The sequence below is a fragment of the Bacillus sp. NPDC060175 genome, assembly GCF_042728695.1.
Taxonomy (GTDB): Bacteria; Bacillota; Bacilli; order Bacillales; family Bacillaceae_G; genus Bacillus_A.
In genome coordinates this window covers 1-13,965 of sequence record NZ_JBHWYR010000100.1, presented here as the reverse complement: position 1 = coordinate 13,965, position 13,965 = coordinate 1, and the positions used below count along the sequence as shown (strand labels likewise).

Here is a 13,965-nt window from a genome sequence, read left to right as displayed (position 1 = left end):
GTCTCGGAGCGGACCGCCTGCTTGACCCGGTCGTAGGCGTGGACGTGCGCGGCACCGTGGCTGGCCTCCATGCCGACGGATTCAAATCCATGACTTCTAATAGGGCGTTTTGATTATATAAATTTACTAAATGCGTTTCTACCCCTATACAAATTGCTTCAAGCGGAAGATCGTTTGGATCCTGACCAAATGGATCCTCAATTTCAACCCCTATTGCTTCAATTCCTATAAATGCAAAACTTATAAACGTAGTTGCAAGTACTGTAAACCATCCAAGACTATCAACAAGACCAATCGATAAAGTCCCGCAAAATATGAGCAGTAAAATTTTAATATGAGCAAAATATGCAAAAGGAATGGGCGTTGTTTTGATCCGATCACATCCACCCACAGCCGTAAGTAGAGTATTCAAATCAGCTTCCATATTAATTATTGCATTTGGATGAATTTGACCCGTTTTCAAACCTTTTGATAGTATAGTTTTTAACATAAAAACTATACTAATCGGTAAATGAATAGAATCAGTCAACATTTCTTTCTCCTTCTCAGAACAAATATCAAACAATGCTTTTATTTCGGATAAATCTTTTTCGTCTCTCAAATGTCCTTTCGCTATCTTTGGAAAAGCAATTAATAAATGTAAAAATTTTAGCTTTTCCTGATCCGTCTTTTTCCCTTCAGACTCCCAATGACATAAAAAACTAACTGCTAAATTTCTAGTACAGGCACCAATCGCGCCAAATAACTTTCTACCTTCCCAGTACCTATCATAGGCAGTGTTAGTACGAAAAACTAACAGTAGACCTAAAGCCCCTCCAACAATTACCCAAGGAGTTTGATTAATTTTTATTGCTGCATAATAATAATTAATTACAGTTACTATCGTTGAAACACATATATATAATAAAATTTGCGGGAAAATATCTCTTATAACTGTTCCCTTTAATGTAAATATTTGATGTAAACTATTTTGATTATTGTAATGAACCATATTTACAAAAACCTCTTTCTTTATTAACTTGTTATTCTTTAAATTATGAAAGTATACAATTAAATAGTAGAATCATAAACCCTATTATTATGAAACTGGTTAAGATTATTTCTTTCAATACCGTTACTCCTTTTTGCCAAAAGATAAAACATCTTTTTTGATTTAAACAACAAATGTTCACTCTTCTAAATCACGACGCATTATTTTAGAATTTGCAATGAATAAAGCACTAATTAATACAAGAATCGCGCAAGCATATATCAATGAATCCATTGGACTATCATGGTCTATAATAATTAGACGAACAATAGCCGTAATACCTATATATATAAAATAACGTAATGGAAAATGAAAGTTCATTTGAAAATACTTTATAATCATTACGATGAATTCAAAATATAAAAAGAATACGACAATGCTATCAATTAAATGATAACTAGATTCCTCACTATTTAATTTAAGTTCTTGTATAAATTGAATGACTTCTTTCATAAGAAACACACTTAAAACAATTCCCAAACAGATCAAAGCTACATTTATAATGTACTGTAGAACGATAGGGAAAAACGAAAATACTCTTTTTAAATTCTTTAACACAAACATTTTTCTCCTTTTCCATATAAAACAATAATGACAATATATTTATATTTAATTATCATTACATAAGAATTATACATTTAACTCTTATTACAGATGTTAAAACAAGACAAAATAGGTAAAGATAGCATTTCACCTATTTTGTCTATAAAGCAACATAACGAAACTATAATCGATTACTTCAATTGAATGGGTTGTTGCTGTGTAACACAATGAATCATTCCGCCATTTTTATAAAGTTCTCTCACGTCAATTCCCACTACTTTGCGATCTGGGTATAACTTCTGAATCGTATCGTTTGCGATTTTATCATTTGGATCATTATAATTAGGAACCAATACCACTTTATTCCCAATATAATAATTGATATACGATCCCTTATAATCGAGAGTTTTTCCACCTTCTAAAGTAACTTTATCTTTACTAAGCGGTAAGTATTCATACTTATATTTCTTTCCTGAAGCATTTTTTGCATCTAACAATTTATCCATATCTTTGTTTGACAAGCCCCATTCCGCCAAGTCATCTTCTTTCATCGTTACAATGGTAGATTTATCATGGAATTTAGCAAATCCATCAATATGAAAATCCGTAATATCTAAATTAGGCACTCCGTCTAACCAAATAAAGTTTGTCACCCCAAGGTCACTTATATATTTTTCAATTTCCTTTTCTGATAAATCAGGATTTCTATTTTTATTCGTTACTGCACTTCGAGTTAATAAAGCAGTCCCATTGCTGTCTAATTCAATTGCGCCACCTTCAAGGACGAATTTCCCCCAATCAATTTTTTCAATCCCTAATTGTTTACTAACATTCTCACGTACACGGGCATCATTTTTATAAGGAGTTTTCTTCCCCCAACCATTAAATGCTGGATCTAATATTTTTAGATTTTTATTATTGTCATAAACAAAAATTGGTCCACTATCTCTTGCCCATACATCATCAGTAGGAGCGATAAAGAAATCAATTTTCTCCATATTTAGCCCTTTATCTATTAAAAGCTTATTGATTCGCTCTTTCTCCTCCTCATCGTATGCAACAATGTGGACTTTTTCACCCTCAGTTAAAGCACTTGCCATCTTAATCCAAATAGGTTCAACTTCCTGCTTATACTCTTGACCATATGTGTATTCATGTGGCCATTGTAGCCATGTGCCTTCATGTTTATCTTTTTCATCCGGCATCGTATATTTTCCAACTTTTTTCTGTTCCTCTACCTTTTCACTCTCTTTCCCTTTTGCATTTTCATTACCTCCTTCAAAAGAACACCCACTAATAATCGTTGTAGATAATGTAGCTATTAAACAAAACTTTACTATTTTTTTCATTTTTCAACCTCCTGTTCATGTCTCCAATAATGTAAGGCTTAACATAGTGTGAAGCTCAAGCTTTTTCATCAATGTAAAAATTACCAATTATTCTTCCGCATGATAATCACATAATTTCAATACAAATAGATGACATTCACAAAATACATTTCCTATATTTAACATTAATATCATTTAACTTCCTTCATAAATTTATTCTAATATTAATCCCCTCTCATACCTGCTTGTTCACTAAATAACACATTACTAAATAAAAAAAAAATCGGTATTGATAATTTCATATCAATACCGATTTTCAAATAATTATTTTCCTTCTATTAAATCTTTCGCCATCTTTCTAAACTCTTGATTAAATGCATCGTTCATTCCATTTTGTACGTTAGAGAAAAGAATTACAAAAATTCGTGTATCTCCATTAAAATTATTAAATGTGTTCCATCCAGCTAATACTCCATGATTATGATTATAATCTGCATTAATATAGAAACTAAATCCATACTTTCTAGCGGGTGATACAGTAAACATATCTGATAAACTTTGCTTAGAAAGTAATTTACTATCTATAATTGCCTCATCTAACCTTTTCATATCATCAGCAGTAGTGTACATTTCACCACAACCATATAACCAATTCATTCTTAAACGAGGCGTAGCTATTAATTCATTATCTTTTTTCGTATATCCTGTTGCTAAAAACATATCTCCAGGAAAAGTTGCCCCCATCCCAGATTCATGCATTCCAACAGGAGTAAAAATATTTTCTTTCACATATTCAGCCAGCGTTTTATTCGATAACTTTTCTACAATATACGCAAGTACCATATAATTATAATCTGTATATTTCCATCCTGTTCCTGCAGGAAATTGCAACTTTTGCGCTCCAATCCATGTTACTAACTTTAAGCGTGATGCCGCATCAACACCACCTTGTCCCTGCTCTGGCAATCCAGAAGTATGTGTTAACAAATTTCTTAACGTAATATTTTTATCTGCCGGAAACGACGGAATATATTTATTCACATTATCTTCTATACTTAATTTCCCTTTTTCTCTTAGCTGTAATATAGATATTGCAACGACTGTTTTCGTAATAGAACCAATTCGATATTTCGTTCTTGGCGTTGTTAATACTTGATCTTTCACATTCGCATACCCGTAGCCTTTTCGTAAAACTACATTATTTTTATCTGTTACGAGAACCGTTCCGTTAAATCCTTTATCTTTTAAATATTGATCGAGTTTCGTTGCTGCAATATCATAACGTTTTTGCTGATTTGCATCAACTTTCGGTTTATCATTTCCAACCTTATCCTCAAAATTTGAAAATGCCTTCAAACTGTATTTCTTTTCTTTATTTGCATGTATGAGTGCAGCGACACTCCCACAAAAAATAGCAAAAACAAAGAAAACGATTAACCATTTCTTAAACATATAGGAACCCTCTTTTATCCAATTTCACTTTATACTATTCTATTCCATTCTATTCTTATGCTATATCTATTAATTTTCAAACATTTTATAATCTATCTATCATTCATCATATTACACTAGATTCCTTTTTCTTACACTCAAATTTTGACTACTCTCTATTGTATTTCTTTTTTGTAAAATTTCCACCTTACAATCGGATGCATCCAACTTGAATTTCAATTTCTTATGTAACATTCGCTACACATTAACAAGAATGGAGCTGTTAATTTGAAAAAGACTGATAAACGCAATCGTTTAGATGATTTGATATTTCATTATCAGGTAACAAAAAAAAAAATGGTTATAATTGAATATTACGTAAAATAGATTGTATTTTTAAAAGGAAATGACGCTGAAAAATTTTTAAACAAAATAACTCGGGCAAATAATGAAAAAGAAAAACAACTTATTATGGCTAAAATTACAGGTAACTTCAAAAGAGGAAATGAACGTTAATGAAAACGAATCTCATTTTTAACTTGATTATACAACATATTAAAAAAGAAATGTCACTCCTACGACATTTCTTTAGATTTTCTTCATAAAAGATTTACATTTTTAACGCTCTTTTCCTTTTACATAAACTTACCGCTGAAATACAAGCAGTGCTTCTTATTTAATTACACAATAAATGCTTCATTACGTCTTCAAGTAATTCGTTCGGCTTTAAGACCTCGTTTTCCGTACGCCACCCTATAAATCCATCTGGTCTTATTACTACCGCTCCTCCATTTTCTATCCCGTATAATTTTCTAAAAGAGTTACCTTGATCGATGAAATCACCACTTAAACCAACCCGATATACTTTTATACTTACTCCTAATTCAGATGAAACGTCACGTGCCGCTTCAGTCCAAGCACTATGCCCTGCCTCAGTAAGTAATACAAAGTTGCTACCAAATAAATCAAGTATCGCAACTTCTTTTCCTCCATAAGTTCCAAAAAAATGTGGTGCACGCGTTCCAGGGCGTCCGTTCAAATCCACTATATCCATTCTATGCGAAGTGTTACATTCGTCTATAATTGCTTCTGAGCAATACTGATAACCAGCAGTGACAGCTAAACTATCCATATTACTCAAATTACCTTCCTCTCTATTCGCTGCACGAAATAATATACTACTCGCATGGTCCGTCGTTAATTTCGCAACAGGATATCTCTCTTCATGATACGTTTCTAATAATTTGGGATTTGCTTTCCCTTTTATAACAGCCGCTAATTTCCAAGCTAAATTATGTGCATCTTGTATCCCTGTATTTGAACCGAATCCTCCTGTTGGCGGCATAATATGTGCCGCGTCACCAACTAAAAAAATGCGATTGTCCTGAAATTTCACCGCTGTACTTTCACTCGCTTCCCACGGCAAAACACTTAATATTTCTGGCTTAATATCCGTACTTCCAATTGCAGTTTGAATAATTTGTTTACAGCGTTCTATAGAGAAATCCTCTGGTCGCTCCCCTTTTACTGGATCATAAGCTACATGATAAATCCATTTACTTTCGTTATCGACTGGAATAAGCGCACCAATTACTTCTGGATTTAGTATCATAGTAAAACCGAATGCGTCTCCTTTAATACATTCACTCAAATCTGCTTCAAAATATATGTTCATATAATAACCACCGATTGTACCACGGCCCTCGGTTAAAATACCTAACTGTTCACGTATTTTACTTTTCGCTCCATCCGCTGCAATTACATAATCACAATGAATCATGCTCTCTTCTTTCGTTTCACGATTTCGAATCGTTGCGATTACTCCGTTTCCATTTTGCTCATAAGAAACTAGTTCATGAAAAAAAGATAGCTTCCCGCCTAATCTCTGTGCTTCTTGTAACATCATCTCCTCTAAAGTAATTTGATAACAAGCAGTTTGTTTTGATGGGCTAATCTTTTTCACTTTACGAACTAACTTTTCGTTATTTTCGTACTGAGCCGCCCTTATTTGTTCCAACTCTTCATTCTTAACCTCAGCTATTGTTTGAACCGCGATTCTCCCGCGACAATTCTCTAATGCTTTACCAGCTAATCGAATTCTTTTTTCTAGACCTAATTCTCGAAATAACTCCATCGTACGAAAAGTAATCCCGCCTGCTTTCGGATGAATTGCAGTAGACGGATGCCTTTCAATAAGTAAGTACTCAATGTTCTGTTTTCCAAGAAATAACGCAGACGCTAATCCTGATAATCCCCCTCCAACAATTAAAACTGGTACATGTTTTGATTTCATATATTTTCCCTCCACATATATTCTTCTGAGCTCAGCGACATAAATATAATCAAAAAATCAACGAAAATATAGACTTATATTTCATTTTGAATTATCATATAGATAGATTACGCCCCAAATTTCTTTTTTCCTTTTATACATCTACAACTATGAAGACTGTGTATGAATAAAAGGAAAAAAACAAAAAGAGCCTTCGTTATATAACGAAGGCTCTTTTTGTTTTTTTGACAGTTAAATGGACACAATGTAATGAAGTCCTTACAATAGATTTCAAGGGGATCATTTACAATAAACGTATAATATTTTTAGTTTACCTCACACAGAATACATATAAGTACAAGAAAATAATTAAAAACCAATTACAATTCAAATTTCAAACACACACACAAAGGAGGAGATACGATGACTAATAAAAACGAAACTGGTTGGAATTTAGAGAGTAGTTATACTGACCTGCCCAAATCATTTTTCACCGAAATCCCCCCAACTCCTGTACACTCACCGGAGTTAATTAAACTAAATAATTCTTTAGCAATATCTCTTGGCTTTAATCCTGAGGAACTAAAAAAGGACGCTGAAATTGCCATTTTAGCTGGAAATACTATTCCAGAAGGAGCTCATCCACTAGCTCAGGCATATGCTGGACACCAATTTGGTCATTTCAACATGTTAGGAGATGGTCGCGCCCTTTTAATTGGAGAACAAATCACCCCTTCAGGCGAACGGTTTGATATTCAATTGAAAGGTTCCGGCCCAACTCCATATTCGCGCCGCGGTGATGGCCGTGCTGCACTCGGTCCGATGCTACGTGAGTATATTATTAGTGAAGCGATGTACGCGCTTGATATTCCAACTACTCGCAGTTTAGCAGTAGTCTCAACTGGCGAACCAATCTATCGCGAAACGAAGTTACCTGGAGCTATTTTAACTAGAGTTGCAAGCAGTCATATACGCGTTGGAACATTCCAATACGCCGCAGCTCGAGGCTCAATCGAAGATCTCAAAGCTTTAGCTGATTATACGATAAAAAGACATTATCCAGAGGTTGAATCTACTGAAAATCCATATGTCGCACTACTACAAGAAGTCATTAAGAGACAAGCAAGCCTTATCGCAAAATGGCAACTCATCGGCTTCATTCACGGCGTAATGAACACTGACAATATAACAATTAGCGGTGAAACGATTGATTACGGTCCATGTGCCTTTATGGATAGTTATGACCAAGGAACAGTATTTAGTTCTATTGATGTAAAAGGCCGCTACGCATATGGAAATCAGCCTTATATGGCTGCATGGGACCTTGCACGATTAGCTGAATCTTTAATGCCGATTCTACACGAAGATGAAGAAGCAGCGCTAAAGATTGCACAAGATGAAATTTCAAAGTTTAGCGTGCAGTACGAAAACAATTGGTTCCTCGGAATGAAGAAGAAATTAGGACTATTTAGCAATGAAGAGCAAGATCAATCCCTTATTGAGAAACTTTTAAAAGCAATGGAAAAATATAAAGCAGATTACACAAATACATTCCGTTCATTAACTGACACTACATTAGAAAATGCACCTTTATTTGAAAGTCCCGAATTTAAAGAATGGTACGAGCTATGGCAATCTCGGTTAGAAAGACAAAAAGAATCGAAAGATGATGCATACAAATTAATGAAAAATAACAACCCAGTAATCATCCCTAGAAACCACAAAGTAGAAGAAGCACTAGAAGCAGCTGTTAAAGATGGAGACTATACCGTAATGGAAAAACTTCTTCAAGCGTTAGCAAATCCTTATGAATATTCTCAGGAACAAGCGGATTACTGCACGCCTCCAGCGCCGACTAATCGTCCTTATAGGACTTTTTGCGGGACGTGATTTAGAGCACTAAGACTGTTTTTCTGCTCCTAATTGTATTATTTATTAGTGTAATTCCCACTAAATTCAAGTACACGATTCGTTATTTGCCATAAAGGAACATTATAAATAGAAAAGGTGTTTTCGTATAAAAACACCTTTTCTATTTTTTCTCCATCTTGTGAAAAAAATGTAATTTAATACTCTAGTTTGCGTTTCTTTTATGTATTACATATCGATAGCATATTCTATGTGATTACAGTTGTATATTATCACCTCTATCAATTTCCTCCCATGCGAAAAAGGTACATACACCAAACAAGCTGTCACGAACAAAAGAGAGCTCTTTACTTCCTACCTATTTCTTTCCAAATCCTTTACCTTCTAATGCGTTAACTTGGTAACTGTTCTATTAAAATTCTTCTATTCAATCTTCAGTTTTTCTTATTATATCCAGGTACATCGATAAGGAACAACTATTCCCGAATATAAAAATCCAGCTATTGTACAAATGTTGATAAAAATAAAGGAGAAGAGAATGAATCCATTTTAATATTACTAATGAGAATTTGCATGCTCCAGTATTTTCACTATATTCCTCCACAATCTTTTATTAAAATTCATTACAATATTTTTCAGATTATGATGGATTGCTTTCAACATAATTTGAAGGTAGCTCTAACAACAAAAAACTGGCTTGTAAACCTTTAATGTTTACAAGCCAGTAAATAATATCAACTTAAGCTAGCACTCTTAAAATAATACTTTAGAGTTGACTTCCCTCTAAGTATACTAACTCAGGTCTCGTTGGAGACCACCCTTCTCCGTGAGTCGATTGTAACTTATTGACGACATTATTTGCGGTTGCTGTTTGTTGAATCTTTGGAGTAGTATTTATCGTAAAAACTGTAATACCTGTAACAGCTAAACTCATTACCATTAAACTCAGTTTCTTCATTATTTTAACGCCCCTTTAGCTAAATTTGTTTTTCTTGCTTCAAGACTTAAACAAAAATATTCACTAGACGTTTTATAATCACACACCTCATATAATCTAGCTGCCATCACCTCAGCATATTCTTCTACATAATAAGAAAGATCCTCTTCTTTGAAATAAGAAATCCCCGCAACAATTACCCTTTTTAATTCCTCGATAGTCATACTACTATTTAATGTTTTTAAAATATTGAAATGATGTGTATATTCTTCATTCTCTACTTCTGAACAAAGTTCCAATCCTTTTTCAATAAGAGTAGAAGATATATTTGTTTCACCTAACTTAGAATATTCCCTTGCCTGTAAAAAAACAGCTTTGAGATGATTAGGTATTTTCTCTGTTACTTCTGATAAGTGACGGATAGCTAATTCAGAAAGGTTTTGATTTGCATATAGCCACCCTAAGTTGTGCCGCACGAATGAAATTAATCTTTCTTCATTATTTTTTTGTAATAAATTTAATGCAGAATTTAAATGTTCCTCGGCCTGTTCAAACTGTTTTAGAGATACACAACTCATTCCAATAGTATTTTCGCAAGAAGCAGTATTACTTTCATAACCTTGGTGTTTAGAGAAGATATCTTTTGAAATAGTTGCATAGTGAATAGCTAAAAGTGGTTCATTATTATTATGATAGAATAAGGCTAACTTAGATTGAAATTCAGCGTGTTCGATTTCTTCTGGAACGTCTTTCAAAAAAAACTCTGCTTTTTCATAATATTTTTTCGCTTCTTTATAATCTTTAAATATAGTAGCATATACCGCTTTACAAAAATGGTAATAATAAGATAAGAAACCATCTGTCGGAATTTTAAAAGAATCTATTTCGTCAAAACTTCTCTTTGTGATACTAAATCTATCAACAAGCGTTTTATAACGAAAATCTAGTAAGAAATAATATAATAAATTTTGTTCTTGCAACATTTTATTTGATTCTTGTTTCAAAACATCAATATTTTTATCAATTTCTTGTTTTAAATTAGTTGCTTTTGACAATTGTTGTTGTAATATTGCTTGATACCATTCATTAAGTTGCTTTGTAACCTGTTCGCTTCCCTTCACTGGAATGTTCATAAGATCCCCCTTTTTTTGAATATTCTCACACAAATAATAACAAATAGATATTAAGATATAAATACCTCATTAATATTTCTCAACATTTATTTAACATTAAATCCATTAAATTAATCACATGCTGTAATTTTTTTAAAACACTAAAGAAAATTGCCCCTCATAAATACAGCGTCTAAATCACTATAAAAACAATATATTAACACTTTATAAATGTGTATTCACACTCCACCATTATTTTAAACACCCTTCTTCATCAACCCTGCAATCCCTTTACTCCCCTCACTACCAACTTTCTCAAGTTCTTCTACAACTAATTTCCGTCTCTCCACAGAATGATTTTGACTTAACTTCGCTTTTCCTTCTATTTTATTTATCTTTATTTTAAACCCAACTATTCCCCTACTTAATCCTTCCATATAATTCGGATCTACATCATTCAGTGAGTAGGTGCTCTTTGGATTTTCATATTTATGTACTAAATCTTGAAGAGAATCTATTAATTCCTGTTCATCTTCAACAATTTCTAATTCACCATATACATGCACCGCAACATAGTTCCATGTTGGTACTGCTTTATTTGTTTCATACCATGACGGAGAGATGTAACTATGTGGCCCTTGAAAAACAGCTAACACTTGTTGATTTCCACTATCTTTCCACTGCTCATTTGGACGTGCAAAATGCCCGGATAAAGTAAGTGTTTCCCTATTTAACAATAACGGTAAATGCGTTGCGTATGGATTTCCGTTATGTTGAGAAAATAAAGTTGCAAAGCTATTTTGTTCAATCATTTCGTACTTCGTCTCTTCATCTTGTATAGTGAAATGTTTTGGTATGTACATAAGCTCCCTCTTTTCTTATCTTCTTATTATATTTATGAACTTTATTATTGGGCAGGGACAGATGATAATTGTTTTATAAGGTCAGTGCATATAGTAAAACCTTTGTTTCAAAAATAATAGGTGGCATTATATGATTTCTGCCACCTTAGTCAATTTTTTTATTTATACAAATTCCCTTATTCAACGATCCTTCATAGCTTTTTCTAATACATATTCAATAAATTCCGTTTTACCTAAGCTATAATTTAAGCGATTTCCCGCCGTTTCTGCTAACTCTTTCTTTAACTTCCCATATTCAATAACAACGTTTGGATTTCCACGAAGATACTCACGAAACGCTACATGTCTTCTTAACTCTTCACTATTCTTATCGCATACATATAAATGATGTTCCATCCAAATTGTATTCTTCCCGTCCCTCGGAACATATTGACCCTTTCTCCCAAAAGCCTCTCTCCCCTTAAAACTCGACTCTTCTTGATGAAAATAACCTATCTGTTCAAGTCTCTTTATTACTTTAGAAAAAACATCATAATCTTCTATTACAACATCGACATCTAATATCGGTTTAGAAGCAAGACCTTTAACAGATGTACTCCCAACGTGCTCTATAGAAAGAATGAGTTCTCCCATTACGTTACTAATAAATGTCTGTAATTTACAAAATTTACTTTCCCATTGTGTATTATATTTCTCAATAGTAATAAATCGTTTCAATTGATCCATCCTTCTCAAATCACTTTTATAACCTCTGAATATGCGTATCCTTAAAATCCGTCTCATACTTCAATCCATACCCAATCATTCGATCCATGCCAATATGTGCTGTCCATATTAAACCAATCATTAAAATCGTATCCATCTTTAAATAGACCCCTATTAAAACAAGTAATATTGATATGATATATGTGTGAAATAGATTATAAATTTGTGCACCGACACGTTTGTTGATAGCGTACGCCACCATTGCTAAATCAGGTGCAAAAAGTAATACGATAAATAATAACCAACTAAATCCACATAATGCATATATATAAATCGCAGCTAATAAGACGACCAATCCTTCAAAATGTATAATTCGTTTCTCCAAACTTCATCATTCCTTATCTTTTAACTTAAAAATTTTATTCGGATTTAAAATATTTTGCGGATCAAGAGCTTTCTTTATTTTTTCCATTACTAAAAGCGCAGCCCCATGCTCTTCTTCTTGATACTTCTGCTTCCCTATTCCAACGCCGTGCTCTCCTGTGCACGTTCCGCCACGCTTAAGAGCATACAGTACGATACTTTCGTTTATTTCATCTGCCTTTTTCACTTCATCTTTATCATTTGGATCAATCATTAAGAGCACGTGAAAATTCCCGTCTCCTACATGACCAAGAATACCACCAACAAGACCAACTTTATCTAATGTCTCTTTCGCATGTTGTATTGCGCCAGCTAATTCCGAAATTGGTAAACAAACATCCGTACTCATTAGCTTTTTACCAGGGTAACTATGAACGTAAGAGTATGCTAAGTTATGTCTTGCATCCCATAATTTATTTCTCGCCGCAGTTTCAGTTTCAAAAGCAACTTCTTTACATTTATGATCAAAAACAATTTCCTTCGTAAACTCGATATCTTGCGTTAGACCTGCTTCATTTCCGTGAAACTCTAAAAACAGTGTTGGTTCTTCTCTATAATTTGTTTCATTATAATGATTTACTTGTTTCATAGAGAGTTCATCAACAAGTTCTATTCTCGCAATTGGAATGCCAGCTTGCAGTATAGTAATAACAGCTTCTACTGCATCATTTATAGTTGGAAACGATGCTCTCGCAGCCATAATATGTTCTGGTATGCCGTATACTTTTAAAGTTAGCTTTGTAAAGCATCCGAGCGTACCCTCTGATCCTACGAAAATACCATTTAAATGATAACCTGATGATGACTTCGCCGCTAAATTGCCAGTATGTATCACTTGCCCATCAGCAAGCACCACTTCTAAATCACGAACTTGATCACGCATTACGCCATACTTAACCGCTGTCGTTCCGCTCGCATTCGTAGCAGCCATGCCTCCTAACGTTGCATCTGCACCTGGATCTACACTAAAAAACAAACCGTACTTTTTCAATTCTTTATTGAGCTGAGAACGAGTAACTCCTGGTTGTACTTTCACAAGAAAATCTTTCTCTCTTATTTCAAGTATTTTGTTCATTAATGAAAAATCAACTGTAATCCCCTTTTCATAAGGAATTATATGACCTTCTAAACTAGAACCTACTCCAAATGGAATGACAGGTTTTTTATGCTCACTCGCTACTTTCATTATTGCTCTAACCTCTTCCATCGTTTTTGGAAAAACAACTACATCAGGTAAACTACTATTATGGTAAGATTCATCTTTACTATGTAACTCTCTTACCGTCTTATTAACCACTACTTGATCTTCAGGAAGTACATCCTTTAATTCATTTACTAAACGTTCAATTGTTATTTCCATTACGTACTCTCCTTTTATATTATTTACTCTACATTAATTATACCATTTTTATACAAAATAATCAGAATAGTGAAATTTATATAATTTTATAT

General features: G+C 33.4%; 12 protein-coding genes and 1 pseudogene. 2 read left to right on the top strand and 11 right to left on the bottom strand.

All coding sequences use genetic code 11. From position 1 onward, the window contains the following. The 4 genes from ACFWDE_RS27465 to ACFWDE_RS27450 form a co-directional block, all read right to left on the bottom strand. On the bottom strand, window positions 1–991 hold a 991-nt coding region (locus ACFWDE_RS27465; protein WP_377896004.1), incomplete at its 3' end, for a bestrophin family protein. 177 nt (window positions 992–1,168) lie between these two features. After that, the gene (psiE, locus tag ACFWDE_RS27460) at window positions 1,169–1,588 is read right to left on the bottom strand and encodes a phosphate-starvation-inducible protein PsiE (protein ID WP_002165314.1); all 420 of its coding nucleotides are present in this window, start codon (window positions 1,586–1,588) and stop codon (window positions 1,169–1,171) included. Window positions 1,589–1,764: 176 nt separating this feature from the next. Further along, window positions 1,765–2,922 (bottom strand): agmatine deiminase family protein, encoded by a 1,158-nt coding sequence (locus tag ACFWDE_RS27455; RefSeq protein ID WP_377896003.1) that lies wholly within the window; start codon window positions 2,920–2,922, stop codon window positions 1,765–1,767. 303 nt (window positions 2,923–3,225) lie between these two features. Then, a complete protein-coding gene (locus tag ACFWDE_RS27450) occupies window positions 3,226–4,353 on the bottom strand; it encodes a serine hydrolase domain-containing protein (RefSeq protein ID WP_377896002.1) in 1,128 nt (375 codons plus the stop codon). Between the two features lie 267 nt (window positions 4,354–4,620). Here ACFWDE_RS27450 and ACFWDE_RS27445 point away from each other — a divergent pair. Then, window positions 4,621–4,848, top strand: a pseudogene (locus ACFWDE_RS27445) (hypothetical protein). 160 nt (window positions 4,849–5,008) lie between these two features. Here the strand turns inward: ACFWDE_RS27445 and ACFWDE_RS27440 are convergent. Further along, window positions 5,009–6,625, bottom strand: a complete 1,617-nt coding sequence (locus ACFWDE_RS27440) for an FAD-dependent oxidoreductase (RefSeq protein ID WP_377896001.1) — start codon at window positions 6,623–6,625, stop codon at window positions 5,009–5,011. A gap of 402 nt (window positions 6,626–7,027) precedes the next feature. On the opposite strand from ACFWDE_RS27440, the gene ACFWDE_RS27435 reads away from it, so the two are divergent. Continuing rightward, window positions 7,028–8,494: a protein adenylyltransferase SelO gene (locus tag ACFWDE_RS27435; RefSeq protein WP_377896000.1), complete on the top strand. Its 1,467-nt coding sequence runs from the start codon at window positions 7,028–7,030 to the stop codon at window positions 8,492–8,494. Window positions 8,495–9,239: 745 nt separating this feature from the next. On the opposite strand, the gene ACFWDE_RS27430 is transcribed toward ACFWDE_RS27435, so the two are convergent. The 6 genes from ACFWDE_RS27430 to ACFWDE_RS27405 form a co-directional block, all read right to left on the bottom strand. Further along, a complete protein-coding gene (locus tag ACFWDE_RS27430; RefSeq protein ID WP_377895999.1) occupies window positions 9,240–9,431 on the bottom strand; it encodes a Phr family secreted Rap phosphatase inhibitor in 192 nt (63 codons plus the stop codon). Then, the gene (locus tag ACFWDE_RS27425) at window positions 9,431–10,543 is read right to left on the bottom strand and encodes a response regulator aspartate phosphatase (protein WP_377895998.1); all 1,113 of its coding nucleotides are present in this window, start codon (window positions 10,541–10,543) and stop codon (window positions 9,431–9,433) included. The genes ACFWDE_RS27430 and ACFWDE_RS27425 overlap by 1 nt, the downstream gene beginning before the upstream one ends. 236 nt (window positions 10,544–10,779) lie before the next feature. Continuing rightward, a complete protein-coding gene (locus ACFWDE_RS27420; protein ID WP_377895997.1) occupies window positions 10,780–11,385 on the bottom strand; it encodes an FMN-binding negative transcriptional regulator in 606 nt (201 codons plus the stop codon). A gap of 180 nt (window positions 11,386–11,565) precedes the next feature. Beyond that, window positions 11,566–12,102, bottom strand: coding sequence for a GrpB family protein (locus ACFWDE_RS27415; protein ID WP_377895996.1), 537 nt, complete (start codon window positions 12,100–12,102; stop codon window positions 11,566–11,568). 25 nt (window positions 12,103–12,127) lie between these two features. Beyond that, window positions 12,128–12,475: a DUF4260 domain-containing protein gene (locus ACFWDE_RS27410; protein ID WP_016096389.1), complete on the bottom strand. Its 348-nt coding sequence runs from the start codon at window positions 12,473–12,475 to the stop codon at window positions 12,128–12,130. 6 nt (window positions 12,476–12,481) lie between these two features. Further along, window positions 12,482–13,873: an FAD-binding oxidoreductase gene (locus ACFWDE_RS27405; RefSeq protein WP_377895995.1), complete on the bottom strand. Its 1,392-nt coding sequence runs from the start codon at window positions 13,871–13,873 to the stop codon at window positions 12,482–12,484. Between the last annotated feature and the right edge of the window lie 92 nt (window positions 13,874–13,965).